The 25,654-nt window shown below is 31.8% G+C and carries 26 protein-coding genes; 9 read left to right on the top strand and 17 right to left on the bottom strand.

Annotation, left to right across the window (positions count from 1 at the left end; translation table 11 throughout):
• Nucleotides 1–114 precede the first annotated feature (114 nt).
• Both CD036_RS02650 and CD036_RS02655 read left to right on the top strand, forming a co-directional pair.
• Nucleotides 115–1,557 carry an amino acid permease gene (locus CD036_RS02650; protein ID WP_002511055.1) on the top strand — a complete coding sequence of 481 codons (1,443 nt, stop codon included), beginning with the start codon at nt 115–117 and terminating at the stop codon, nt 1,555–1,557.
• A gap of 165 nt (nt 1,558–1,722) precedes the next feature.
• On the top strand, nt 1,723–2,037 hold the full coding sequence (locus tag CD036_RS02655) for a hypothetical protein (protein WP_002511054.1): 315 nt from the start codon (nt 1,723–1,725) through the stop codon (nt 2,035–2,037).
• 289 nt (nt 2,038–2,326) lie between these two features.
• On the opposite strand, the gene CD036_RS02660 is transcribed toward CD036_RS02655, so the two are convergent.
• From CD036_RS02660 to CD036_RS02675, 4 genes are read right to left on the bottom strand one after another with little or no spacing between them, the layout of a single operon-like run.
• Nucleotides 2,327–3,130, bottom strand: coding sequence for a Cof-type HAD-IIB family hydrolase (locus tag CD036_RS02660; RefSeq protein ID WP_021458830.1), 804 nt, complete (start codon nt 3,128–3,130; stop codon nt 2,327–2,329).
• 52 nt (nt 3,131–3,182) lie between these two features.
• A complete protein-coding gene (gene thrB, locus CD036_RS02665; RefSeq protein WP_002511052.1) occupies nt 3,183–4,100 on the bottom strand; it encodes a homoserine kinase in 918 nt (305 codons plus the stop codon).
• A gap of 1 nt (nt 4,101) precedes the next feature.
• A complete protein-coding gene (thrC, locus tag CD036_RS02670) occupies nt 4,102–5,163 on the bottom strand; it encodes a threonine synthase (protein ID WP_103387927.1) in 1,062 nt (353 codons plus the stop codon).
• Nucleotides 5,163–6,452, bottom strand: a complete 1,290-nt coding sequence (locus CD036_RS02675) for a homoserine dehydrogenase (protein ID WP_103387928.1) — start codon at nt 6,450–6,452, stop codon at nt 5,163–5,165. The genes thrC and CD036_RS02675 overlap by 1 nt, the downstream gene beginning before the upstream one ends.
• Before the next feature lie 188 nt (nt 6,453–6,640).
• On the opposite strand from CD036_RS02675, the gene CD036_RS02680 reads away from it, so the two are divergent.
• Nucleotides 6,641–8,008: an aspartate kinase gene (locus tag CD036_RS02680; RefSeq protein WP_103387929.1), complete on the top strand. Its 1,368-nt coding sequence runs from the start codon at nt 6,641–6,643 to the stop codon at nt 8,006–8,008.
• Between the two features lie 63 nt (nt 8,009–8,071).
• Here CD036_RS02680 and CD036_RS02685 read toward each other — a convergent pair whose 3' ends face one another.
• Both CD036_RS02685 and CD036_RS02690 read right to left on the bottom strand, forming a co-directional pair.
• On the bottom strand, nt 8,072–8,665 hold the full coding sequence (locus CD036_RS02685) for a hypothetical protein (protein ID WP_002511048.1): 594 nt from the start codon (nt 8,663–8,665) through the stop codon (nt 8,072–8,074).
• 107 nt (nt 8,666–8,772) lie between these two features.
• Nucleotides 8,773–9,225 (bottom strand): sugar phosphate isomerase family, encoded by a 453-nt coding sequence (locus tag CD036_RS02690; protein ID WP_103387930.1) that lies wholly within the window; start codon nt 9,223–9,225, stop codon nt 8,773–8,775.
• A 271-nt stretch (nt 9,226–9,496) separates the two neighbouring features.
• Between CD036_RS02690 and CD036_RS02695 the strand changes: the two genes are divergently transcribed.
• Together CD036_RS02695 and glcP are read left to right on the top strand one after the other, a co-directional pair.
• Nucleotides 9,497–10,363, top strand: coding sequence for an NERD domain-containing protein (locus CD036_RS02695; protein ID WP_103387931.1), 867 nt, complete (start codon nt 9,497–9,499; stop codon nt 10,361–10,363).
• Nucleotides 10,364–10,614: 251 nt separating this feature from the next.
• Nucleotides 10,615–11,958: a glucose transporter GlcP gene (gene glcP, locus CD036_RS02700; protein WP_103387932.1), complete on the top strand. Its 1,344-nt coding sequence runs from the start codon at nt 10,615–10,617 to the stop codon at nt 11,956–11,958.
• Nucleotides 11,959–12,076: 118 nt separating this feature from the next.
• On the opposite strand, the gene nucI is transcribed toward glcP, so the two are convergent.
• Complete coding sequence (gene nucI, locus CD036_RS02705) at nt 12,077–12,607, bottom strand: thermonuclease NucI (protein WP_103387933.1); 531 nt, start codon at nt 12,605–12,607, stop codon at nt 12,077–12,079.
• A 191-nt stretch (nt 12,608–12,798) separates the two neighbouring features.
• Between nucI and CD036_RS02710 the strand changes: the two genes are divergently transcribed.
• Nucleotides 12,799–12,984 (top strand): hypothetical protein, encoded by a 186-nt coding sequence (locus tag CD036_RS02710; RefSeq protein WP_103387934.1) that lies wholly within the window; start codon nt 12,799–12,801, stop codon nt 12,982–12,984.
• A 169-nt stretch (nt 12,985–13,153) separates the two neighbouring features.
• Nucleotides 13,154–13,315: a hypothetical protein gene (locus CD036_RS13105; protein WP_021458834.1), complete on the top strand. Its 162-nt coding sequence runs from the start codon at nt 13,154–13,156 to the stop codon at nt 13,313–13,315.
• A 111-nt stretch (nt 13,316–13,426) separates the two neighbouring features.
• Here the strand turns inward: CD036_RS13105 and CD036_RS02715 are convergent, their stop codons facing one another.
• Both CD036_RS02715 and CD036_RS02720 read right to left on the bottom strand, forming a co-directional pair.
• Nucleotides 13,427–13,624, bottom strand: coding sequence for a hypothetical protein (locus CD036_RS02715; protein WP_103387935.1), 198 nt, complete (start codon nt 13,622–13,624; stop codon nt 13,427–13,429).
• Nucleotides 13,625–14,251: 627 nt separating this feature from the next.
• A complete protein-coding gene (locus CD036_RS02720; protein ID WP_103387936.1) occupies nt 14,252–14,815 on the bottom strand; it encodes a GNAT family N-acetyltransferase in 564 nt (187 codons plus the stop codon).
• A gap of 415 nt (nt 14,816–15,230) precedes the next feature.
• On the opposite strand from CD036_RS02720, the gene CD036_RS02725 reads away from it, so the two are divergent.
• The gene (locus tag CD036_RS02725) at nt 15,231–15,638 is read left to right on the top strand and encodes a hypothetical protein (protein WP_103387937.1); all 408 of its coding nucleotides are present in this window, start codon (nt 15,231–15,233) and stop codon (nt 15,636–15,638) included.
• 801 nt (nt 15,639–16,439) lie between these two features.
• On the opposite strand, the gene glnA is transcribed toward CD036_RS02725, so the two are convergent.
• From glnA to hflX, 4 genes are all read right to left on the bottom strand, one after another.
• Nucleotides 16,440–17,780, bottom strand: coding sequence for a type I glutamate--ammonia ligase (gene glnA / locus CD036_RS02730; RefSeq protein ID WP_002511035.1), 1,341 nt, complete (start codon nt 17,778–17,780; stop codon nt 16,440–16,442).
• A gap of 19 nt (nt 17,781–17,799) precedes the next feature.
• On the bottom strand, nt 17,800–18,168 hold the full coding sequence (locus CD036_RS02735; protein ID WP_002511034.1) for a MerR family transcriptional regulator: 369 nt from the start codon (nt 18,166–18,168) through the stop codon (nt 17,800–17,802).
• Between the two features lie 237 nt (nt 18,169–18,405).
• A complete protein-coding gene (locus tag CD036_RS02740; RefSeq protein WP_103387938.1) occupies nt 18,406–19,644 on the bottom strand; it encodes a methionine gamma-lyase family protein in 1,239 nt (412 codons plus the stop codon).
• An 18-nt stretch (nt 19,645–19,662) separates the two neighbouring features.
• Nucleotides 19,663–20,898 carry a GTPase HflX gene (gene hflX, locus CD036_RS02745; RefSeq protein ID WP_002511032.1) on the bottom strand — a complete coding sequence of 412 codons (1,236 nt, stop codon included), beginning with the start codon at nt 20,896–20,898 and terminating at the stop codon, nt 19,663–19,665.
• A gap of 106 nt (nt 20,899–21,004) precedes the next feature.
• Here hflX and CD036_RS02750 point away from each other — a divergent pair, with 106 nt between their 5' ends.
• Nucleotides 21,005–21,481 (top strand): glutathione peroxidase, encoded by a 477-nt coding sequence (locus CD036_RS02750; protein ID WP_031266487.1) that lies wholly within the window; start codon nt 21,005–21,007, stop codon nt 21,479–21,481.
• Between the two features lie 98 nt (nt 21,482–21,579).
• On the opposite strand, the gene hfq is transcribed toward CD036_RS02750, so the two are convergent.
• The 4 genes from hfq to CD036_RS02770 all read right to left on the bottom strand — a co-directional run bounded on the left by hfq (nt 21,580) and on the right by CD036_RS02770 (nt 25,640).
• Nucleotides 21,580–21,789, bottom strand: a complete 210-nt coding sequence (gene hfq, locus CD036_RS02755) for an RNA chaperone Hfq (protein ID WP_002511030.1) — start codon at nt 21,787–21,789, stop codon at nt 21,580–21,582.
• 1 nt (nt 21,790) lies between these two features.
• Nucleotides 21,791–22,738, bottom strand: a complete 948-nt coding sequence (gene miaA, locus CD036_RS02760; protein ID WP_002511029.1) for a tRNA (adenosine(37)-N6)-dimethylallyltransferase MiaA — start codon at nt 22,736–22,738, stop codon at nt 21,791–21,793.
• A 24-nt stretch (nt 22,739–22,762) separates the two neighbouring features.
• Entirely contained in the window at nt 22,763–23,686 is a 924-nt protein-coding gene (locus CD036_RS02765) for an alpha/beta hydrolase (protein ID WP_103387939.1), read from the bottom strand.
• A gap of 280 nt (nt 23,687–23,966) precedes the next feature.
• Entirely contained in the window at nt 23,967–25,640 is a 1,674-nt protein-coding gene (locus tag CD036_RS02770; RefSeq protein ID WP_021458837.1) for a glycerol-3-phosphate dehydrogenase/oxidase, read from the bottom strand.
• Nucleotides 25,641–25,654 lie beyond the last annotated feature (14 nt).

The raw sequence follows: 25,654 nt of genomic DNA on the forward strand, positions 1-25,654 counted from the left end.
CTGAATTCTCTTTACGCTTTATTGCTTTAAAGTTATAAAAAATATTTGCTTGTGGTTCTCAAAAGCATTAAAATAGTGTGTATACAAAATTTAAAAGTAAATAGGAGCCTTATTATGGAACAAAATAAATTAAATCGAGGTCTCAGTTCACGTCATATTTCTATGATTGCCATTGGCGGCGCTATCGGTACTGGACTATTCGTTGCCACAGGTAGCGTTGTATCACAAGCTGGTCCGGGTGGGGCCATAGCAGCATATTTAATTATTGGAATCATGTTATATTTCCTTATGTCTTCAGTTGGAGAATTAGCAACATTTTATCCTGTCTCCGGCTCGTTTAGCTCATATGCTACACGTTTTGTAGATAGTTCATTAGGTTTTACTATGGGTTGGTTATATTGGGTGATTTGGACGCTTGTTGCAAGTGTGGATATTATTATTGCAGCTAGCGTATTAAGTTATTGGGATGTATTTCATTTCTTTTCCACTGTGACATGGAGCATGATCTTTTTAGTCATATTATTTTTACTTAATATTTTCTCAGTCAAAGCATTTGGAGAAGCTGAATTTTGGTTATCGTTAATTAAAGTAGTAACTATCTTAATCTTTATTGTTATTGGCGTATTAATGATAGTTGGTATTTTAGGTGGAAAAACGTATGGTATTACAAACTACTCTATCGGCGAAGCACCTTTTGTCGGTGGCTTGTCAGGCTTTTTGGGAGTTTTATTAATCGCTGGATTCTCAGTTGGGGGTACTGAAGTAGTAGCTGTTACTGCGGGAGAATCTGACAATCCTCATCGTTCAATGCCAAAAGCAATTAAACAAGTATTTTGGAGAATTTTATTATTCTATGTATTGTCTATTGCAGTTATTGCTGCAATTATCCCATATACTGATCCATTACTGCTAAACGAAAGTGAATCTGTTAGCCAAAGCCCATTCACTATTGTTTTTGATCGTGTCGGTATCGCTTTTGCAGCTTCAGTCATAAATGCTGTCATTTTGACATCACTATTATCTGCAGCGAATTCTGGATTATATACTTCAAGTCGAATGTTATTTTCGATGGGACATGATAAATTAGCACCTAAATTTTTGGCACGTTTAAATAAAGGTACAAAATTACCTATCGCTGCGATATTAACTACTTTCATCGTTGTGTTGGCAGTTATTGTCCTTGCTCAATTTCAATCTAATATCGTATTTACATTATTAAATATCATTGGCTCTTTAGTTATCATTGTATGGGGTTCAAGTATTTTAGCACAAATACGATTACGCATGGCTATTAAAAAGCAAAATAAAGATGCGCAACAAGTCTTACCATATAAAGCTCCATTTTATCCATTTGGTCCAATTGTGGTAATTATAGCTTTACTATTTTTATTTGTTGGTAACTCAGTAGGTACTATTATAGCTGGCGATATTGCTGGATTATTAAGAAATATCGTACCACTATTCATCTTACTCATTATTTACCTTACACATAAATTTATGTTCCAAACAAAAGTTATCAAACTTGAAGACATTAACTTAGATAATAAATATGAATAACTCTAAGTAAAGGACAAAACGGTTTCCCCGTTTTGTCCTTTTATTATGTTTCCTTAACTAGCCCTCACAAATTTGTACCTTTGGTAATATTTTGTATTCAATTATTTTAACCTGTATCGTAATATAGTATAATTAAAGAAAATCAAGTACTTGAGGTGGAAAATTATGGTTGGACAAACAAATTTATTCGATGATGTACTCAAACCAGAAGAACGCTTTGTTATTGTTGTACAATCATTAGAAAATCTACACGACCAATTAATTAAGCGAACTCTACGAGAATATAGTAGCCTTAAACACGATCAAATGGAAAACTTATATGAGCATTTAAAATCACTGTTTTTAGAAGAGCCGTTTGCTGAAAATCAATCAGCATTTGCAATTACGGTTTATACTAATTTAGATTATGCTGCAGACCAAGTTTATGCCCACGTAAAACGTCATCGAGGCAAAAATGAGTGGACACATACAGCTAAATAGCTTAAGTCACGATACTATAAATTTTGCTAAGAGTTAAAGTAAACTCTATTTTTTCTAGTTGCCTATGTTACAGTTGACCATTAATCTACGCTGACTTCATACAATTTATGAAGTCAGTTTTTTACTATTAAATTTAGGTTGTCAGTAATAACAAAATCTATAACTTTCTCTTTATTATGCTCTAATAAATCATTTATTAAATTATAAAAACACGTTTCACAGTTTTGTTTATTTAAGACTTAACTGTAAAACGTGTTTCCCATATTTATTTCTTTAATTCTATCATTGGTTATAATTTTTGTTTTAACGTATGAGGTATACCATTGTCTGCATTTGATAAGGTAACTTCATCAGCAATGGATTTCACTTCATCATTGGCATTACCCATAGCAACAGCATGACCAACTACTGAAAGCATAGATATATCGTTAGAACTATCACCAAAAGCAATAACCTCTTCTAAACTAATCCCTAGTTTATCACACAACGCACTAACCGCATTCCCCTTTGAAACATCTTTAGCCATAAATTCAAGGAAGTATGGTTTACTTGTAGTAACATCTATTTCATCGTTGAAGGAACCAGCAAGATCACTTTTAGCTAATACAATATTACAGACATAATCTACACCCATAACTTTCGGCACAGCATCTTGAATATAGGCTTTTAAATCATCAACTTTTTTCATAGGTAAACCCGTTAATTCAGCTTCAATATTCATGTATTCATGTTCACCTTCATAAATAATGTGGCCATCATGATATGTTAAAACGAAAAATGATTTTTTTCTGCAGTAATCAACAATTTGATCAAAGTTTTCTTTTGATACTGGTTTATTGACTGTTACATTTTCCGTAGCTACATCCACAGTATTGCCACCATTATAACTGATAACATGACTTTGATGTGCATCTAAATTTAACAATCGTGCTGTAGGTAGCATACCTTCAGTCGGTCTACCTGATGCTAATACTACTTTGTAACCTTCGTCTTGTATTTTAATAAGATAGTCTTTTGTTTCTTCTCCTACTTGATTTTCATGGTTCATCAATGTATCATCCATGTCCATGACAATTAACTTATATTTACTCATGTTGTAGTGCTCCTTTCCAATTAACCCTATAGTCCTATCATACTACAAAAAATTATGAATGGTATACGAGTTCAGATGTTACACCAGTTTCATTAATTGTCACTAGTTCTGAGCGACACTGTGAAAATTCATTTTTTAACGCTCTTACTAATTTCCCACTTTTTTCCTTGCTTATAAGCGTTAATATGGTAGGACCTGCACCACTAATTACAGTTGCGTATGCTTGATGAGATTTTGCAATTGCTTTAACTTGTGCAAACTCCGGTATTAAATGTTGTCGGAAAGGCTCATGAAACCCATCTTGCTCCATCATTTTGCCTGCCAATTCATAATTATGTTGAATTAACGCACTGATCATAGTATTACTGATTGCACTATTTTGCACTGCCTTTTTATACGAAAATGTGTCTGGCAGCACATTTCTTGAATCATCTGTACGTAATTCATATGACGGCACTGTGATAATTACATCCACTTTAGGTGTATCGATACTAGAAACTTCAGTAACATTTTCCACTTCATTATAGTAGCCTAACACTAGACCACCATAAATCGTTGGTGCTACGTTATCAGGATGTCCCTCAAATTCAGTAGCTAATTGTAATAATTCATACTGCGAGAGCTCAATATCACCAAAATAATTTGCTATGTATAAAGCACCAACTAACGCTGACGCTGATGAACCTAAGCCACGTGCTAAGGGAATATCACTGCGCATTTCGATGGATAATGCAGGCAAAACTACATCATATTTTAAGGCAACTTGTTGTGCTATTTGATAAATATAATGTGATTCGTCTGTAGGTAATCCTTCTACATTCGGACCTATATGATGAAAATGCCATTGTTCATCATTCGTAATTGTTACTTGTAAATACAAAAATTTATTTAATGCCATACCAATAGAATCAAAACCGACACCTAAATTAGCTGTAGATGCCGGTATTTTGATATTTAAACTTTTCACCATACTATAGTGCCCCTTTAATATAATCTAGAATGCTTTGTCTATCGTTTGGTAGAGGTTTAATAGGGTTATCTAATAATGAAATAGCAGTATCTGGGTCTTTTAAACCATTGCCTGTTAATACTGCCACTACTTTTTTACCTTTAGGTAATTTGTTTGCTCGGTGAAGTTTAATCAAACCAGCAATGGAAGCATTACTAGCTGGTTCACTAAATACGCCTTCTTTAGTTGTCATCAGTTTATAAGCTTCTAAAATTTCCTCATCTTTTACACTATCGATTTGACCATTTGATTCCTCCAAAGCATTCGTAGCTTTAGACCAACTTGCAGGGTTACCAATACGTATTGCAGTTGCAACTGTTTCTGGATTTTTCACTACTTTATTTTGAACGATAGGTGAAGCTCCTTCTGCTTGGAATCCAAACAATTGTGGTAATTGGGTATTTAATTGATCATGATATTCTTTAAAACCTTTCCAATAAGCTGTAATATTACCAGCATTGCCAACTGGAATAGCTAAAATATCAGGTGCCTCACCGTCAAGTTGGTGAACTACTTCAAAAGCACCTGTTTTTTGTCCTTCGATACGATAAGGATTAACAGAGTTAACCAACTCAATTTCGCCGTTTTCTGCAACTTCTTTAACAATTTCTAAAGCTTCATCAAAATTTCCTTCTATTGAGACAATTTCAGCACCATACATAACTGCCTGTGATAATTTACCTAAAGCAATTTTGCCCTCTGGAATTACAACAATTGCTTTTAAACCTGCTCTTGCTGCATAAGCAGCAGCAGAAGCTGATGTATTACCAGTGGATGCACATATAACAATTTTTTTGCCTTCTTCTTTTGCTTTAGTCATTGCCATAACCATGCCTCTATCTTTAAATGAACCAGTAGGATTTGCACCCTCATATTTTACGTATAATTCGATATCTAACATTTCTGATAAATTTTCACAATAAATTAAAGGTGTTTGCCCTTCATTTAAAGTTACTTTAGGTGTATTTTCATTAACTGGTAAAAATGTTTTAAATTCCTCTACTAAACCTTGCCATCTTTTCATTATGCATGAACCCCTTCTACTGGATATACTTTATTTACTTGTAAACCTGCCGCTTCAATTGATTGTTGTGGTGAATCGTCTACACCATAAACAATTAAACTTACAGTATCTTGATTTCTTTCTTGAACATCTAAATTTTTGTGTAATGGTAATGCACCTTTAATAGTTTCTGCAATATCTTTTTCAGTTAAACCTTGCTTGTCTACTACTACATAGTAGTTTTCTTTCTCTTTTAATGTAATCGTATCAGATTCATCGTCGATCATTTCTTTTGTTTTTTCTGTTTTCAATTCAAAATGTGGCGGCAGTGTGTGTAAATCATATTCAAAATGTAATGCTACGTTTAATAGATCACTTGCTACGGCACTACCAGTAGCTAAACTACCAGCACCTTTACCATAGAACATAGTTTCACCGACTGCATCACCGATTACATAAATTGCATTAAATTCATCTTCTACTGAAGCTAGTTGATGCGCTTTATTTATTAATGTTGGTGCCACAGAAGCATTCACTTTCCCATTTTCATATGTTCCTTTACCAATCAATTTAATTTTATAGCCAAGTTCATCAGCAACTTTTATGTCTGCTAAACTAACATCACTAATACCCGTGCGTTGCACATCAGTTAGATTAATGACCTGATTAAATGATAAATAAGAAGTGATAACCACTTTTCGAGCTGCATCGATACCTTCGACGTCATCAGTTGGGTCCGCTTCAGCAAATCCTAGACGCTGTGCTTCAGCTAAAGCGTCGTCAAAAGATGTTTCTTCGCGAGTCATCTTACTTAGGATGAAGTTAGATGTACCGTTGAGAATCCCCATAAATTTACTAATGTTATTTGCATTTAATCCATTATTAATTGCATTAACTATCGGAATGCCACCTGCAACACTTGCTTCATATTTCAATGCGACACCATTTTGTTCTGCTAAATCTTCTAATACTCTTAAATGCACAGCTAGTAGATCTTTATTTGCAGTAATGACATGTTTCTTCTGACTCAAGGCACCTTTCAACCAATCTACTGTTGGTTCAATACCTCCCATAACTTCTACTACAATATCTACTGAATCATCTTCTAAAATATCGTTTACATCTTCAGTTAAATGATATTTAGAAACATTAATTGGTCTTTTACGTGATTTATCTTTCACTAATATATGTTTAATATTAATATCTTTATTAATCGTATCAATAATTTGTTGTCTATTTTCTTCAATAATCTTTACTACACCTGATCCTACAGTACCTAGACCAAGTAATGCTACATTTAATTCCTTCATAAGTTCATTCCTCCGATTGTTCTTCTAAAAAATACAATTGTTCAGTTGAAAAATACTAGAATATGGTATAGTATAAGTTCATTCCCAAAATTTGTAAAGCTCAAGTTGTTGAAACATATTTATATCCTATCATTGTTATAGGTAAAACTAAACAAAATTTTCTGATTTTTTAGAAAGGTTGTAAAATTATGAAAGTAACTAAATTCGGTGGCAGTTCTGTATCTAATGCAGAACAAATAAAAAAAGTATTAAATATTGTAAATGCTGATCCAGAGCGCAAAATTGTAATTGTATCAGCACCAGGAAAAAGAACTAGTGACGACACAAAAACAACTGATTTGCTTATTCGTTTATATGAAAAAGTAATAGAAGGTTTAGATTATCGTCCTAAGCAAGAAGAAATTATTCAACGTTATGCAGATATTGTATATGCGTTAGAAATGGATGATGCAATGTTAACTACATTTGATCACACATTGACTCAATATATAGTTAACTTAAAGTCAAAACCATCTCGTCTACTTGATGCGTTATTATCTTGTGGCGAAGACTTTAATGCTCAGTTAATTGCTGCATACAATAATAGTCAAGGTATTCCAACACGTTATATTTCTCCTGGTGAAGCTGGTATCGTAGTAAGTGATTTACCACAAAATGCTCAAATTTTAGATCAAGCTTACGAGAATTTATATCAATTAAGAGATTATAAAGAGAAGTTAATTATCCCTGGTTTCTTTGGCATATCACGCCAAAATTTTGTAGTGACATTCCCAAGAGGTGGTTCCGATATAACAGGAGCTATTGTCGCTAGAGGTGTCCGAGCAAATATTTATGAGAACTTCACAGATGTATCGGGGATTTATCGTGCACATCCTGGTATTGTTAAACAACCACAAGTCATTGATGAAATTACTTATCGTGAAATGCGAGAGTTGTCATACGCTGGATTTGGTGTATTCCACGATGAGGCGTTACAACCTTTACATAAAGATAGGATTCCAGTAGTGATTAAAAATACAAATCGTCCTGATGATTTGGGTACATTTATTAGACATGATCGAGAGATAAATACTAATAATGTGGTTAGTGGTATTAGTTGTGACACTGGATTTACAGTAATCAACATTAAGAAATATTTAATGAATAGACAAGTTGGTTTTACTCGAAAAGTATTAGGTGTTTTAGAAGACTATGATATTTCCTTTGATCATATGCCTTCAGGTATAGACAGTATTAGTATCATTATGCGCTCCAAAGAAATTAAAAATATTGAAGAACAAGTACTAAATGATATTCGTAAGCACTGTGATGTTGACGAACTAGGAGTAGAACATGATTTAGCTGTCCTAATGGTTGTCGGCGAAGGTATGCATAGAATTGTTGGTACTGCTAGCCGAATTACACATGCATTAGCAGAAGCTAATATCAACTTAAAAATGATGAACCAAGGTGCATCAGAAATATCGATGATGTTTGGTATCGATGTCAATGATGCTGAAAAAGCGGTAAAAGCAACATATGAATATTGTTATAACGGTAAGTGTCTATTGACATAAAAAATAATCCTTTAAATCTAGCAGTATAATTTTAAAATTATGCTTCGATAGATTTAAAGGATTTTATATTGCTTTTCTCTCAGAAATCAATGCTTGATTAATTCGATCATCGCCTACGACCAATCTTAGCATTACAAATTGATAATAACTTAGTGCCTCAATAACGTTTTTATAATTTGGCAATTGATGATAATCAATGGGATCCAACAATTCATACATTAACACAATTTCAGGTTTAACATAGTCTACGTCCCATTTGATTGAGTGAAAATATATATGCTTTGCTGGTAACCTAATATCGTTATTTAGTCTAAACATCCAATCATCGCCTTCTGTATCATAGACAATAATAGTTAAAACCATCGTGTCACCATCGTACACATTTGCATGCGTCAATGTTTTAAAATCAATTACAGAAAAGTCAGAAGAAGATTGATGCTCATCAAACAGTTTAATCGTAAACGTTTTAGGGACATGTTTAATTACTTCTGAAAAATACATACGTTCTACACTAATATCAACTTTCTGATTTAAATCAAATGCATCATATAAAAATAATTGTTTAGCGATTTCACCATTAAATTTAAATATATTTTTCGCTTTATCTATTAACTCATTCATTAAAGGGCTTACGTTTTTAAATTTTTGGTCACACAAAAAGTTCACCTCCAAAAAGTAAGCGTTTCCATTACCTACATTATATAGTTTGTTGGCACATTTTTCAAATCATTATTTTATTAAATTTTGCATGGAATAAAGCAATTTTAAAAAGTTCCTAAACAATAATAATTTATATTTATAGGTAAGCTTAGCTCGGGTTGATTCATAACATATATGCGTTGTGCATTTTTAATTAATGTTTGTTGAATTGGAGCAACAGCATGAAACGTCTGAAACAATTGATTTTCTACATAGTATGGTGCTGATATAAAATATTGTTTAATGTTATATTGTTTAAAAGTATCCTGTACACTTTCTCCTACAAGTACATGAAATGTAGAACAAACAGTGGCAGAAGGTATAATAATGTTAAAATTAGTATACTTACTGACATATTGAATAATATCAGTAGAGAAAGTAATGACAGAAATTTTTATATTATTTCTGACTAATGTGTCTATGACATTATATGCAATAGGATGATGATCAAATGCAATCACATCATCATTTTGTATTTCTTCTTGTAGTATCTTTAATATTGCTTTTGAACTATGCATGACGTTCCTCCGAGTTTGAATTTTAAATATAAAATCGCTACTTTTTTGTACCCTAAAATACTTTTTATAAGTAAATCTGTGTAAATTTAGTGCAATATAGAAAATTTTTCACGATTTAGTATGCTACTAGTATTGTTATTATAGATACGAGTGTTATTATATAATCTATATAATTAAATTTAAAATTAATCATAATTGTGGTTTGAAACAATCCACATTTCACAAGTTAATACTTTTAATTACAAATTTCAATTAGATTAGGATGATTATTATGTTCCTCACTATTACTCTTTTAATAATAATTATATTATTAATTGTCATACTATTTTTAAACCATCATTTTATGCAAAACAAACTAGATACTGAGACGTATGCCAAGACACAGCTCGTAACGAAAATTAGTTCGTTAACGTCAGAAAATACGTATTTAAAAAACGAAATGCTTAATATAGATGCTAACAATGACAAACATCATCACGGTATTCGCAAAGCAAAACAAGAATTAACTGACATTATGAATACTTTAATCGATACTGAAAAAATTAACTTTTTCGAAATTATTAATACGAGTAGTTTAGCAGTTAGGCATCCCCTATTCGACTATGCACGTCCTTTTGATTATATAGTAATTACTGAAAAAGGGTTATTCAATATTGATGTTAAAAATTGGAAACAAAAAACATTTTATCACTTTAATGCGGATGCTAATATTACGGCAACTGATGGTGATGATGTAAATACTATTGACCAAGCTGTAGGTAGATACATTGCACAACAGTTCCATAGTCAATTCCAATCTACTCATCCTACGAGCTATACTTTTATAGAACGCATTAAAAATAATTCAGTTGTCTATGACTTTTACAGTCATGATCCATATAAAGAAGCTGCATCTAACACACAACTGTTAGAAAATAAAATCAAAGAAAAATCGAATCACTCTATAAGCAATATCGGCTTAGTTTACTTTGCAGATGGCTCTGTTAATTTAATTGACGGTCCTACTAAACGCGAACAATATGCTGAAACTGTATCGTCTAAATCTAATTTACGCGAGGTCATTACAAAAACGGTAGAACAATCTACAGAAGCATTATCACAAGAGCAATTCGATAAACTGGTAGCAATATTTAATTAATTATACAGCCTATAAACAAATCACCTAAAAACATATAAACAATCAAAAAGGTAGTATGTACTCAATTTTAGTACATACTACCTTTTTAATGGTTGAATTTTATTCAAAACTATTAACTGTTGGATACACATAGCAGAAATATTAATAATCGTTAATTTATATGATAATTATAAATTTATGTGGCATTATACTTTGTAAATTTTTCATTTTTGAACTATAATTATTTTTAATTTAAAAGGGGTTGATTAAAAATGAAAATTACGAAGTATTTGATCTTTATTTTAGGTGCATTAGGTGGTTTATTATACGGTTATGATAACGGTGTCATCTCGGGAGCGTTATTATTTATAGATAATGATATTCCACTAAACAGTTTTACAGAGGGGTTAGTCGTATCATCAATGTTAATAGGTGCCATTATTGGCTCCGGTGCGAGTGGTCCCTTAGCAGATAAGTTAGGTCGTCGTCGCTTAGTGCTTTTTATTGCTATTATATACATTATTGGTTCAATCACGTTATTTATTGCTCCAAATATTACTATTTTAGTAATTGGTCGGTTAATTATCGGTCTAGCAGTCGGCGGATCTATGGCCACAGTGCCAGTTTATTTATCAGAAATGGCTCCAACTGAATTAAGGGGTTCATTAGGTACGTTAAACCAATTAATGATTACAATCGGAATATTAAGTGCTTACATAGTTAATTATGCATTCGCTGATATTGAAGGTTGGCGTTGGATGTTAGGTTTAGCAGTCGTGCCTTCAATAATATTACTAATTGGTATCGTCTTTATGCCAGAAAGTCCTAGATGGTTGCTCGAACATCGAAGTGAACAAGCTGCAAGAGATGTAATGAAAATAACTTTTGATAATAACGAAGAAATTAATACTGAAATTAAGGAAATGCGTGAAATTTCAGCTATTTCCGAGTCTACTTGGGCAGTAATTAAGTCGCCATGGCTGCGACCAACATTAATTATTGGCTGTATATTCGCGTTATTCCAACAAATTGTCGGCATTAATGCCATTATCTTCTATGCACCGACTATTTTTAGTAAAGCAGGTCTCGGAGAAGCTACATCAATTTTAGGAACTGTGGGTATTGGTACTATTAATGTGTTAGTTACGATTATAGCAGTATTTATAGTTGATAAAGTTGATCGTAAAAAGCTATTAGTCACAGGAAATATCGGTATGGTCACATCTTTAATTATAATGGCCGTATTAATTTGGACTATAGGGATTACATCTTCATCGTGGATTATCATTATTTGCTTATCACTATTTATTGTATTTTTCGGTATTACATGGGGACCAATTTTATGGGTTATGTTACCTGAAATGTTCCCTACACGTGCTAGAGGTGCTGCCACAGGTGTTGCGACACTAGTTTTAAATATAGGAACACTAATTGTAGCGCAGCTGTTCCCTATATTAAATAATGCTTTAAGTACAGAATGGGTTTTCTTAATCTTTGCCATGATTGGAGTATTGGCACTAGCATTTGTTATTAAATATTTACCTGAAACAAGAGGTCGTAGTTTAGAAGAAATCGAATATGATTTACGTCTACGTACAGGTGCAAAATCTAAATAAAATAAGCTGGCTATAAATTATAAATTAGCTACTAAAAATAAGAAGTTCAAAATTTTTACAGTAATAAAAAAGTGGGACAAAAACCAAAGTAATCAACTTGGTTCTTGTCCCACTCTTTTTAACTCCATATATTTTTATGTTCAGCTTTTGCTGCTGATTCAGCTTCTTCAAATAAGTTTCTATATTTACCATTAGGTGCAAAATATTTTTCTCTTGCTAAACCTTCTTTTACTAATTGCTCATTAAACATAGTTTGTTTATCTAACCATACATATGCCAGCACTCTACCATATCTATCTTCTTTTTCCTTATCGTATTCTAAGTAGACATCCTGATTCGTCAATTTTTCTTTTGAGTAATCTGAAGCTTCTTTTCCATAAGGTTGAACAGGTGTATTGGGTTTAACTGTTTCAGGTGTATCAACACCTATTAACCGTATTTTTACAGTTTGATTATCCTTATCCTTAGCAACGAAGGTATCACCGTCTACAACTCGTTCTATATGTACTTGTTCCGCATCTTCAGGTCCATTTTTTGAAGACGTTTCGTTATTGCTAAACGGTCCTGTGTGATTAATAAATTGAAATATCAATACTCCTAATACAACTATACTTACAATTATACTTGAAACTTTTTTGGTTGATTTCATAGTTGGCACCTACTTTTTTTATTGTCCCGATTTATCATATAAAATAACCATGCAGGCGTCAATATTTACTTCAATATATATAAAATAAGTAATGTCTAATTACATATACATCATTTTTGTGACAATCTTTATGAATACATGTTAAATACTATTTTAAATGTTATAATTTTTTTTGAATGGAGTTGATACAGTTGAGTATATTTAAAGAAAATATGATAACGCTTATAGCTATCGTCGTTGCTATTATAATAGGTCTTGTTTTACAATATCAGTTGCAATTACCTTTATTAGTATCAGCTATGTTAGCCATATTCATGGGTATATTTATTGGTTTCATTATTTTTGTTATCCGATCAATATTTAATAAGAAAAATTAGTAACTTTAATTTGTAAGTAATGTTTTATCTTTATGTTTTATTATTTATATTTTGCACGCTTAAGATTTAAAGTGAATATACAGGGTATAACATAATATGTTAATATTTGCAGATTATCATATTCAAATATTAATTGTGTTATTTATGAAACTGAAGGGACAGAGAATATATGCAAATAATAAAATGCCTCAAAGAAGATCAACATATACTTTATACGATTAAAACAACAGATGGCACTTTATTGCAACATCGATTACCTATTGATACACCCTCAGATAAGGTGATTAAAATTTTAACGATTGTTGAAGAATATAATGCTCATAAAATATAAAAACTCGCACCTATTCAATTTTGGGTGCGAGTTTTTATAGTACTTTAGTTTACATAATTTTTTTATACTGAACTTATGGTAATTTCATGTTGTTCTACAAAGTTTGAGCTTCTATGAGTTAACCGTTGTGACCAGTGTTAACATTGCAGTAAATTCGTCCTCTGTTGTAGGATATTTGTGTGATTCAAACTCTCTAATTGTCGTATTGAGTAACTGAAATTCAGCTTGCTCTTGTAAAACTTGATTAATTTTTTCTTCTAGTTGCTCAATAGTTTTAGCTGTTACTGTTTTTAATTTAACTTGTTGCATAACAAACACACCCCTATTTTTATAACAATTGTATACAATTGTTATTTTACCCTTTTATAAGAAGTGATGCAAAATAAAAAGAAGCAGTATTTTTGCTCTTAAAATTGACTACCTTTGTACTTATACATTACAATTATCTTATCACTGAGTTAAATGAGGTGATTATTTTCTTCAAGATGAAACAAACGCGTGCATTTATGTTCTATTTAGCAATTAGTTTTACTTTATTATTATTATATATAACACCATTTGTGCACGCCATATTTAATTAAACAACGCTAATTAGTGCTGTTTTTTTATTCCTAATCACAACGCTTACTTAACTATTTTTAAACTCTAACACTACTACCTTTTTTCAATATAACAGCAATAAAACTTCTTTATTTAAATCAAAATATATTAACTAACCTAATATATAAAAATCCCCCTTGCAGAGAAAGGGAGATTATGCAAAATTATTTAATTCACAATTTACCTATATAACTAAAGGGAACTATGGATATTAAATATCCATAACTGCATCATAATGAATTTATTATAATAGGTAAACAGTATATACAACTATAGTAAATATAGTAATTCTTAAAGTAAATTTGTGCATCATACAAGGTAGAAATATTTCAAAAATCAAAGGTCTTCGTCATGCAAGTTTATATAATATATATAATTATCAGTCCATTCCCCAAACTCATATATAAAACCTTTTCTGGTACATTCAAATTTAAATCCTAGTTTTTCTAATAATTTAAAAGACGGTTTATTATCTAAATTAACATGCGCTTCAAGCCTATGAAACTCTAATTCTTTATTAGCAATTTCCAAAACTTTTAACATCGATTCATAAGCATAACCATTGTTCCAAAACTGATTATGTATATAAAAGCCACATTCACCCCATTGAAAATTCTCACGTTCAATAGTAACTATGTCAATCATTCCCAAATGTTTCCCATCTTTATCGAAAATAGAAAAAATATAAATCTCATCATTTTCAAATAATTTTTTATGCTTTCTCACCAAATTATTAAACCACTTTCTATTTCTATTGGATAAATCTATTTTTCCCTTATCATGTCTATATTTTGATGTTTTTCTTTCAGTAAAACCTAAAAGCCAAGAATCATAATCCGAAAAATCTAATGGTCTTATATTCAAACGATCAGTACTAAAATTATAATTTTTAAAATCCAATAAATCCCCTCCATTTTTAATTGCAGCTCAGTATTACTATATTACAATTACTTTTTGATATTGAACTTCAGAATAAATTCCATACTTAAAAAACTTAAGGCTATATTTTTCAAAAACTAAATTTTACTATTATCACCTTTTTGATGACATATTACACCACTGACATATATTATTCTCTCTTAATTGATATACTAAGTAAACAAATAACCTTAATATTTAGGAGGTACTACTTAACATGAATAAAACTTATAAATTATATTTTTTGCTTACTTTATTACTAGGGCTAACTATAATTTTGAATGCAAAAGCATATGCTTCAAATGAAAATGTTTCATTACTTAATAAAACAGACATCCAAAATGTCACTATGTAAGAAGCTAAAAAAATAGGGGATATTACATATGAAGATAATGAAGTGTTAGTTATTTCGTTTAATAATAATGAAGAAATAGCAAATTTAATTTCTAAATCCGATAATACAGTTACACAAGGATCCGATAATTTTTATCAATCACGTACTACTGTAAATGGTCCTGCTGGCGTTGCTAAAATAAACGCTGGTAATAATGGACGTAGTTTATATTGGATGGTGCGACCACGAACGGCATTTCCATATTTATTTTCTGGTAAAGTAAATATTAAATATTATTCTGGTAAAAAAAGAGTAGTTAACGCAATAGGAACGGGCGCTATTGGTTCATCCACTAGTGGTGTCGTATATATGAAAAGAAATAAAGGTGGCTATGCAAAATTATCAGGCACTGCCAAAGCACTTAATGGAAGATCATATCGTGTATTACCTTCTGTAGGAACATCATTCTAAATTATTTCGATGTGGCTATGCACCAGCAGCTTATTTTGAGGTGCATAGCCTTTTATTTACTCAAATAGTTCTTTGAAATGTTGCTCTAACTTATTAAATTCTACAGTAGAGATTATCAATAAAATATTATCGATATTATCCGAATTTAAAACATAATTTGTCTGCTGTCTAAACTTAACTCCTACAGTACCAAAAAGATTCATTATTATTTCTAAAGTTATAACTGTTTTTTAGAAAAACCTGAGATATTTCTATTCAAAACTTCATATATTATGTTTCCTTCTTCTATTTGAAAATTAACCTTATGTTCAAATTTTATATTACATTCATCCATATATGACTTTATAATGCTATTTATTAAGTTATTCTGCATATAGATCTTCGCTTTCTTGTGTTAATTGAATGCTCATCTCAAATTTATTTTACTTACTTTAACTCCAATATATAAAAATAGATTTATTATAGGAAACTTAATAAGTGGATTAAATTTGAAACTTCCATACACTTAATATATTTGCTTTAATATGCACAGTAAATAAGCAAGCTAAATTGATAATAATAAACTTTCATTTAGTAAAATTTGTGCTACTGTTCATATATTTAATATCTATTTGAACAATAACAGCTAAAGTTGATTTTCAAAAATTCATACAAGAAAAAGAGATTTTTTAAAAAGTTTGCACCCAATTTGCACCCAAATGACTCTTAAAAAATAATTGGGGCAAAAAAACAACCCGAAATCATTCTTAAAGAATGACTCGGGTTGCTTTTGTATCAAGTGTTTCCCCTCTTGATTAGCACCTAGTATTGTTTCATGTATTGTTCTCTTTCCCATTCTGATACTTGAGATCTGTAATAATCCCATTCAATGGATTTTGAGTTAATAAATTGATTATAGATATGATTACCCATTGCTTTTTTAATTGTTGGGTTTTCACGCATTGCTTTAATTGCTGTATATAAAGTTGATGGTAGATCTTGGATACCAACCGCTTCACGTTCTTCACGGTTCATTTCATAAATATTTTGATTAACTGGTTCAGGAACTTCTAATTTATTTTTAATGCCATCTAAACCTGCTTCAAGTATAGCAGCTAATGCCATATATGGATTTGCAGCAGGGTCTACTGAACGAATCTCAACACGTGTAGACAATCCACGTGAAGATGGTACACGGATTAATGGTGAACGGTTTTTACCACTCCAAGCGATGTAACATGGTGCTTCATAACCAGGAACTAATCGTTTGTATGAATTCACTAATGGGTTACATACTGCTGTAAAACCACGAGCATTTTTCAAGTTACCTGCAATAAAATGATATGCATCTTTAGTCAATTGCATGTCACTTTCAGGATCGAAGAATGCATTTTCTTTACCTTTAAATAATGATACGTTAAAGTGCATTCCACTACCGTTAACACCAAATAAAGGTTTTGGCATAAATGTAGCATGTAAATTATGTTGACGTGCAATTGTTTTAACAACTAATTTAAATGTTTGGATATTGTCACATGCAGTAACTGCATCAGCGTATTTGAAATCAATTTCATGTTGTCCAGGCGCTACTTCATGGTGACTTGCTTCAATATCAAAGCCCATATCTTCAAGTTCTAATACGATGTCACGACGACAGTTTTCACCTAAATCTGTAGGTGCTAAATCGAAATATCCACCATTGTCATTTAATTCTAATGTTGGTTCGCCTTTTTCATCTAATTTAAATAAGAAGAATTCTGGTTCTGGCCCTAAATTCAAATCAGTAAAGCCTAAATCTTTCATTTCGTTTAATACGCGTTTCAAGTTTGCACGTGGATCCCCTTCGAATGGTGTACCATCTGTTTTATAAATATCACAAATTAAACGTGCAACTTTTCCTTGTCCTGCTGTCCATGGGAAAATTACCCAAGTATCTAAATCAGGATGTAAGTACATATCTGATTCCTCAATACGAACGAATCCTTCAATTGATGAACCATCAAACATCATTTGGTTATCTAAAACTTTTTCTAATTGACTTACAGGTACTTCAACATTTTTAATTGTTCCAAGAATATCTGTGAATTGTAATCTTAAGTATCTAACATTTTCTTCTTTTGCAAACTTATGAATGTCTTCCTTTGTAAATGTACGTTTTGGCATCGTAAAATCCTCCAGTGTTTTATTTGATAAAGCGTGATAAATCTCCACGATTAATCGGAATCGTTTCTCGTTGTGGTTTCTGGGTAGTATCTACAATCATTTGTTTTCGAATTTCTTGTTCATCCTGTGATAAATGATTTTGGTCATCATTAAAAATTTGTTTAATTCCTTTGATGTTGAAACCTTTTTCAATTAAGTTTTTAATTTCTAATAATTGTTCCAGATCATTTAATGAAAATAATCTTTTATTTCCATCAGTTCTAGTCGGTTTTATAAGTTCATGTGTTTCGTAATAGCGAATTTGTCTTGGAGACAACTCACTTAACTTACTTACTACACTCATAGAGAAGACAGCCATATTACGTCTCAATGCATCATTTGACTTCATTCCCTCACCTCTATTTTTGAACTTATTAATAATTTAGCATAGACTAACTCGTATTTCAAAAATATGTTAGGTTTTCTGACATAAAATTTAAATCCTATGATACCAAGCCTTGAGAGCTATAAACGCACTAAAATTTTCAGATTATTCAAAAATATAGCTAATTTTATAAAAAAAGTTTGTTTAATTTTTCCTTCTTAACGAAGAAAAAAACTAAACAAACTAAATTATTACTTAATATCACAATAAGTTGTCTTGTTGTAATTGTTCTACTGCTCGTGTTACTGCTAATTTAACATGTTCATAAGTCAAGCCACCTTGTATATATGCTTCATATGGTGGACGTATTGGACCATCTGCTGATAGCTCAATAGAAGATCCCTGTACAAACGTACCAGCAGCCATAATCACATCATCTTCGTAACCAGGCATATAAGCCGGCTCTGGACTGAAATGAGCATTAATAGGTGAGGCATGTTGGATGCTTTGGCAAAAACGAATCATTTGCGCTTTATCTTTAAAGGATACTGTCTGTATTAAATCAGTACGATGTTCATCGAATGCTGGCGAAGTCTGCATATTAACTTTTGCCAATAATAAACTTGTAAATAACGCACCTTTTAAACTTTGACTGACTACGTGAGGTGCTAAAAAGAATCCTTGATACATTTCATGTAAACTATTCAATGATGCTCCAGCTTCTTTACCGATACCAGGCGCTGTTAAACGATAACCGCATCGTTGAATTAAATCAGAGCGACCCGCAATATATCCGCCAATTTTAGCTAGACCTCCACCGGGATTTTTAATTAACGAGCCTGCAATGATATCAGCACCACATTCAATAGGTTCTCTCTCTTCTACAAATTCACCATAACAATTATCGACAAATACAATAATTTCAGGATAATGCTTTTTAATTTCAGAAATAGCCTGTTCGATTTGCGCTAAATTTATCGATGGTCGTTGGTCATAACCTCGCGAGCGTTGTATAGCTATTACTTTTGTTGCAGGTGTTACGGCTGTCAGTACTTTCTCAATATCTATTGCACCATCTGTTAATGGTACTTCATTATAGGTTACTCCATGTTCCTTTAAACTTTCGATACCATTACCATTCACTCCAATAACTTCGAGCAATGTATCGTATGGTGCACCTGTAATATACATCAATTCATCACCATGCTTTAAAGTACTCTGCAATGCAAGAGTGATGGCATGTGTACCGGAAATTATTTGCGGTCGAACGAGTGCTTCCTCTGCTTGAAACACTTGTGCATAAATCTCTTCTAAATGGTCACGACCAAAATCATCATATCCATATCCAGTAGTTCCTTGTAAATCACTTTCAGAAACTTTCACTGCATGAAAAGCATCTAACACCTTTGCTTGATTAATATAAGCAGTGTCATCAATTGATTTAAAATAAGGCGTTAATGTACTTTCGACTTCTTCTATCAGTTGCGTAATATATTCCATTTTTCATAACTTCTTTCTCTATTCTTTTCTATAACCTTGAACTTTATATACTTCTTCAGTTTCATCAAATGTTAATTCAGTAACCAATGTATGCTGTTTCAAATAATATAAATGATCTGCATCTGCACTATTTACTGTTTCTTCGTAATACGACAATATTTTTTTAATTTGCTGTTGTAACAATGATTTTACCTTTTCAATATCGTCTTGTTGCTTGCTAGATACAAAGACATTAGGATGACTAGACGTTGGTATTTCACCACTATGCAAATCTTTCTTATTAAAAAGAATCGCTTGCGGAATTTGACCCATGTCTAAATCTCCAATGATACGATTAACGGTATCATATTGCGTTTTATATTCAGGATGACTACTGTCTACAACATGTAGTAATAAATCAGCATCTTTCGCTTCTTCTAACGTTGATTTAAAGGCAGCAATTAAAGTCGTAGGCAGTTTTTGTATAAAGCCTACAGTATCAGAAATAATCAAATTAAATCCGTTATTAATTTGTAACTGGCGTGTTTTAGGATCTAACGTAGCAAATAATAAATCTTGTTCATAAGTCTCTTCATTTACTAGCGCATTAAACCACGATGATTTTCCTGCATTTGTATAACCAATTAAAGCGACTTGGAATACATTGTTTTTTCCCCTTTGCTGACGATAACGCTCTCGATGCTCTACTACAGTGGATAGTTGATGTTTGATCTCATTCATACGTGTACGAATGTGACGGCGATCCATTTCTAATTTTGTTTCACCTGGACCACGTGTACCAATGCCTCCACCTAATCTAGATAAACTACGACCATGTCCTTGTAGTCTTGGTAGTAAATAATCAAGTTGCGCAAATTCAACTTGTAATTTACCTTCTTTACTGCGAGCACGTAACGCAAAGATTTCTAAAATCAATTGAGTTCTATCAATTACTTTAACGTTCAGTTGACCATTTAAAGATTTAGATTGAGCCGTAGTTAATTCATCATTTGTGACTACTACATCTATTTCAAAATGCTCAACATAATTTTTTATTTCTTCCAATTTACCTTTTCCAACATAATATTTATTATCAAAGTGATTACGGTTTTGAGTAAATTGACTTTTCACATCTAATTTACAAGTCGTTGATAAAGACTCTAATTCTTCCATTGTAGAAGTGAAATCAAAATGTAGTTCATCATCAGCATGTACGCCAACTAATACCGCCGTTTCTAATTGTTTCTTCGTCGTATAGCTTTTAGCTTGGCTCATAACATGCCACCTCTCTTTAAAGTTTTCTAAGCTATTTTACCATAGTGTATATCTAAAGACTACAGTAGTAAAGTATGTTAAGTTAGTAATATAAAGAGGTGAAAGCATAATGAACATTTATGATATAAACGTACAAATGCCTGATGGTAGCAGTTACACTTTGGATAAATATAAAGGCCAAGTTATGTTAATTGTTAATACAGCAAGTGAATGTGGCTTCACTCCACAATTCGAAGATTTACAAGCACTATATGAAGAATATAAGGATCAAGGCTTCGTAATACTTGGTTTCCCTTGTAATCAATTCGGCGGGCAAGAACCTGGAACTGGTGAAGAAGCTACACAAAACTGCAAGATTAATTACGGAGTAACTTTCCCTATTCATGAAAAAATTGATGTCAAAGGGGAAAATCAACATCCATTGTATAAATTTTTAACGGAAGCACAAAATGGCTTTTTTAACGAAAAAATCAAATGGAACTTTACTAAATTTTTAGTTGATCGTGAAGGAAATGTAATCAATCGTTTTTCTCCACAGAAAAAACCAAATCAATTTAAGCAAGATATCGAAACATTACTATAAAAATAAGGTTGCAATATAACTGAACCCCTTCGTCTCGACTTTAGTCGTAAAAAGTGTCTTAGTTATATTGCAACCTTTTATAATTTTAATGTTTTATATTATTCCCCATCATCGATTGTAAACGTGCTGATGGCATGTTTATAAATGAGATGCTGCTTGTTTTGGGAAAATAAAGTCACACTACTTTCATCAAAGTTTTCAATTTGACCTTTCATTTGAAAACCATTAACTAGAAAAACAATAATATCTGTCTTTTCAGTTTTAAATTGATTTAGTAATTGATCTTGGTTGTTTTCCTTTGCATGCATATTACCTTCTCCTTTTCTGTATTAAGACGGAAATTTCATCAAAGATTGAAAAAAGTGATTGTTTCTCTTTATCTAACCAATGCACATTCATTTTGTTCTTAAACCATGTCATTTGACGCTTGGCATAATTGCGGGAATGCTGTTTTAATTTCTCCGTACCTTCCTCAAGTGATACAGAACCTTTAACAACTGGGATTATTTCTTTATAACCAATTGCTTGCATACTTTGACATTCTTCATAACCTTTGTCTACAAGTTGTTGAACTTCTTCTAATAATCCATCACGCAACATTATATCAACTCTTTTATTTATTCTTTCATATAATGTTTCACGCGTCATTTCCATCCCTAATAATAATGTATCATAATTTTCTGTAAATTGTTGAACTTTCTTACGTTCACTTAAAAGTTTTTCGGTTTTTAAATAATATTGAATTGCACGCACTACTCTTTTTCTATTATTGGGATGTATTGCTTCAGCTGATGCTGGATCAAAACTTTTTAAATACTCATGTAAATCATGATTATTTAGTGCTTCCAACTCCGTCAATCGCTGCTCAACTTCATTTGCTTTTGTTTCTGTTATCGTCTCATCTTGAAAAGCATAATCATAAATTAACGATTGTATATAAAGACCTGTACCGCCTACAATAATAGGTACGTTTCCACGAGCAGTAATTTCAGATATCAATTGTTGTGCGCGTGTTTTAAAATCATATGCAGAAAAAGTCTCATCAGGCATTAGTATATCAAGCATATGATGTGTTATACCTTCCATTTCTGGAACTGATATTTTTGCAGTGCCGATATCCATACCTTTATAAACTTGCATGGAATCACCACTAATAACTTCCCCATTAATTTCTTTCGCTAACTTTATACTAAGTTCTGTTTTACCTACACCCGTTGGTCCCACTATAACTATGATAAATGGTTTATCTTGTTGCACTTCAAATCACTCACTTTTCCTATATCATTTTGCTGTTAAAATCTGTTTTTGAATCCAATCATACATATGTTGCCAAATTATTTCATGCTCACGCTCAAATAATATTTCATGTCTTTTATTTTTATATATTTGAATGGTCACATGGTTTATATGACCTTGTTTGAAGATCTTACCAAGACGATGAATACCTTTACCATAGTTACCTAATGGGTCATCTTTACCGGAAATCATCAAAATCGGCATTGCCCTATGCATTTTACGTATATATTTTTGTCTATTTAATTTATTAATGTATCTGACTGTTTCATAGATCAATTGGTTAGATACGAGAAAGCCCGTATATTCGTCGTCAATAAAATTTTTGACATATTGTTCATCTGAAGATATCCAATCACTAGTCGTTTTAGGATTATTGATTTTTTTATTCAGTGTTTTATACATTAGATTATTTACCCACTTCAATCTCTTGCTTTTACCAAATATCAACGTGATTATCTTCAACAATGTTGCAATTGAGTAACCTGCAATTTTTGAAAAATAACCTGTACCACTTAGAATCAAACCATTTGCAGCATCAGGATATTTCGTGACAAATAAACGTGCAATAATAGAACCCATAGAATGGCCTATAACAATATAAGGTAATCCTTCATGGTTTGTACATAATGTTTGCGCTATTTCAAACGCATCATCTGCTACTTGTTCAAAGCTATCTATATGACCTCTATCTTCTTGATTACATGTTGGTCCGTGTCCCCTATGATTATGACGTATTACATCGTAACCTTGTTGGTTTAACGACATTACCAACGCATCATATCTATCCATATGTTCAGCCATACCGTGAAATATATGTATGACACCAATAGTAGTTTTTTTAGCTTTATCAAGTTTTACTGGTATCATTGTGCCATCTGCAACTGTGATATTTAATTCTTTTTGACCCATGGTTTTAGCCCTCCATTTGTGACTTATAGTTTGTTGATATAATATGTGTTCAGCTTGTATTCATATATAAGTATAACATCTTTAACTTGCTATTAAATATCTATACCCTAATCATTTAATCATTATTTATAGTCTGTTATGAAACACAATTATGATTTATCAATATAAAAAAGACGAGAGTGAAATCAATAGTTGATTTCATCTACTCGCCTCATATATGGCTATTTATTTGTTATTAATCAATTAGCTTATAGCTAATTAACATTTATGCATTGTTTAATTATTCTTTAACTGCTGGTTGATTATTGCCTGTTTGTGCTTCATTTATTGCAGTTTCTAATTCTTGTTTATAAAGTTCTTTTTGTACATCACTATAACCAAGTAATTCAGACATAACATCGATAACTTGTTCTTTGTAATTTAAGACGTCATCAATTTTGAAGTATAATTTACCTGTACGACGAATAAAGAAATCTGTTGGACGATATACCATTTCATTTTGAATTGAATAAATAAGTTCAGTATATATATCTAAAGGTAAACCTGTATCTTGATATTGAGCTGTTTGTGCAATTTTGAATAGTTCTTCTGCATTTGAACCATATTTAGATACAATATGACGTGCTAATGGTTCATCAATTTGATAAGCTTTAGCGTCTTTCACTTTTTCTTCAATATAATTGTCGAAGTTTTGACTACCACCAACGTCACCGCCTGAAATTGGTAAATGTTTTGTTTCACATGGTTTGAATTTTAATTTATATTCTTCTTTTAGACGTTTTGCTAATAAATCAACAATTTCTAATGCCATATGACGGTATCCAGTTAATTTACCACCTGCGATAGTTAATAAGCCTGATTTACCTTCCCATACTTCGTCTTTACGAGAAATTTCTGAAGGATCTTTACCTTCTTCTAAAATAAGTGGTCTAACACCTGCCCATGATGATTCAATATCGCTATCTTCAACTTGAACATCAGGGAACATATAATTAATTGCATCTATTAAATAATCTCTATCTTCTTGTGTTGCTAAAGGTGATGTTTTGTCGTTGTCATAAAACGTATCTGTTGTACCAACATACGCTTTGCCTTCACGTGGAATTGCAAAAATCATACGACCATCTTTTTCAGTATCAAAGTATACTGCTTGACCTAATGGGAATTTAGATTGATCGATAACAATGTGGACACCTTTTGTTAAACGTAATTGTTTATTATTACGTGCATAGTCACCACTACGTACTTCATCTACCCATGGACCACTTGCATTGATAACTTTTTTAGCACCAATTGTATAAGTTTCACCAGAGATTTGGTCTTCTACATTAATACCATTCACTTTTTCATTATTATCATATGTGAAATGCATTGATTTACTGTGGTTAATAATTGTCGCACCTTTTTCTTCAGCACGTTTCATTACTTCGATTGTTAAACGTGCATCATCCGTACGATACTCAACATAAGAACCGCCACCTTTTAATCCAGCTTGTTTAACTAATGGTTCTTTGGCCAATGTTTCTTTTTTGTTCAACATTTTTTTGCGTTCTGAACGTTTAACACCAGCTAATCTATCATACATAGTTAATCCAATAGAAGTAGTGAATTTACCCATACTTCCACCTTTATGCATTGGCAATAACATTCTTTCAGGCGTAGTTACATGTGGACCATTTTCGTATACAATGGCACGTTCACGACCTGTTTCCGCTACTACACCTACTTGTAGTTGTTTTAAATAACGTAATCCACCATGTACTAATTTAGTGGAACGAGAACTTGTACCTTGAGCAAAGTCTTGCATTTCAACTAATGCGACTTTCATACCTCTTTCACTAGCATCTAACGCTATACCAGCACCAGTTATTCCACCACCGATGATAACAACGTCAAATGAGTTATCTTTTAAATCCTTTTTAATTTGCTCTCTTTTAAGTGTTGATAAAGTCATAATCCGAGCGCCTC

The organism is Staphylococcus arlettae, from assembly GCF_002902345.1.
Lineage (GTDB): Bacteria > Bacillota > Bacilli > Staphylococcales > Staphylococcaceae > Staphylococcus > Staphylococcus arlettae.

Bases quoted from the DNA above. Each gene is read 5' to 3' on its own strand.
- CD036_RS02695 (WP_103387931.1), top strand. From the start codon at position 9,497: ATGTTCCTCACTATTACTCTTTTAATAATAATTATATTATTAATTGTC.
- CD036_RS02715 (WP_103387935.1), bottom strand. From the start codon at position 13,624: ATGCAACAAGTTAAATTAAAAACAGTAACAGCTAAAACTATTGAGCAA.
- CD036_RS02765 (WP_103387939.1), bottom strand. From the start codon at position 23,686: ATGGGTCAAAAAGAATTAAATATCACAGTTGCAGATGGCACAATGATA.
- thrB (WP_002511052.1), bottom strand. From the start codon at position 4,100: ATGGTGAAAAGTTTAAATATCAAAATACCGGCATCTACAGCTAATTTA.
- glcP (WP_103387932.1), top strand. From the start codon at position 10,615: ATGAAAATTACGAAGTATTTGATCTTTATTTTAGGTGCATTAGGTGGT.
- CD036_RS02740 (WP_103387938.1), bottom strand. From the start codon at position 19,644: ATGGAATATATTACGCAACTGATAGAAGAAGTCGAAAGTACATTAACG.
- CD036_RS02650 (WP_002511055.1), top strand. From the start codon at position 115: ATGGAACAAAATAAATTAAATCGAGGTCTCAGTTCACGTCATATTTCT.
- CD036_RS02655 (WP_002511054.1), top strand. From the start codon at position 1,723: ATGGTTGGACAAACAAATTTATTCGATGATGTACTCAAACCAGAAGAA.
- CD036_RS13105 (WP_021458834.1), top strand. From the start codon at position 13,154: ATGCAAATAATAAAATGCCTCAAAGAAGATCAACATATACTTTATACG.
- CD036_RS02770 (WP_021458837.1), bottom strand. From the start codon at position 25,640: ATGACTTTATCAACACTTAAAAGAGAGCAAATTAAAAAGGATTTAAAA.
- CD036_RS02735 (WP_002511034.1), bottom strand. From the start codon at position 18,168: ATGAAGTCAAATGATGCATTGAGACGTAATATGGCTGTCTTCTCTATG.
- glnA (WP_002511035.1), bottom strand. From the start codon at position 17,780: ATGCCAAAACGTACATTTACAAAGGAAGACATTCATAAGTTTGCAAAA.
- CD036_RS02680 (WP_103387929.1), top strand. From the start codon at position 6,641: ATGAAAGTAACTAAATTCGGTGGCAGTTCTGTATCTAATGCAGAACAA.
- CD036_RS02675 (WP_103387928.1), bottom strand. From the start codon at position 6,452: ATGAAGGAATTAAATGTAGCATTACTTGGTCTAGGTACTGTAGGATCA.
- CD036_RS02690 (WP_103387930.1), bottom strand. From the start codon at position 9,225: ATGCATAGTTCAAAAGCAATATTAAAGATACTACAAGAAGAAATACAA.
- nucI (WP_103387933.1), bottom strand. From the start codon at position 12,607: ATGAAATCAACCAAAAAAGTTTCAAGTATAATTGTAAGTATAGTTGTA.
- CD036_RS02660 (WP_021458830.1), bottom strand. From the start codon at position 3,130: ATGAGTAAATATAAGTTAATTGTCATGGACATGGATGATACATTGATG.
- hflX (WP_002511032.1), bottom strand. From the start codon at position 20,898: ATGAGCCAAGCTAAAAGCTATACGACGAAGAAACAATTAGAAACGGCG.
- thrC (WP_103387927.1), bottom strand. From the start codon at position 5,163: ATGAAAAGATGGCAAGGTTTAGTAGAGGAATTTAAAACATTTTTACCA.
- hfq (WP_002511030.1), bottom strand. From the start codon at position 21,789: ATGCATGCAAAGGAAAACAACCAAGATCAATTACTAAATCAATTTAAA.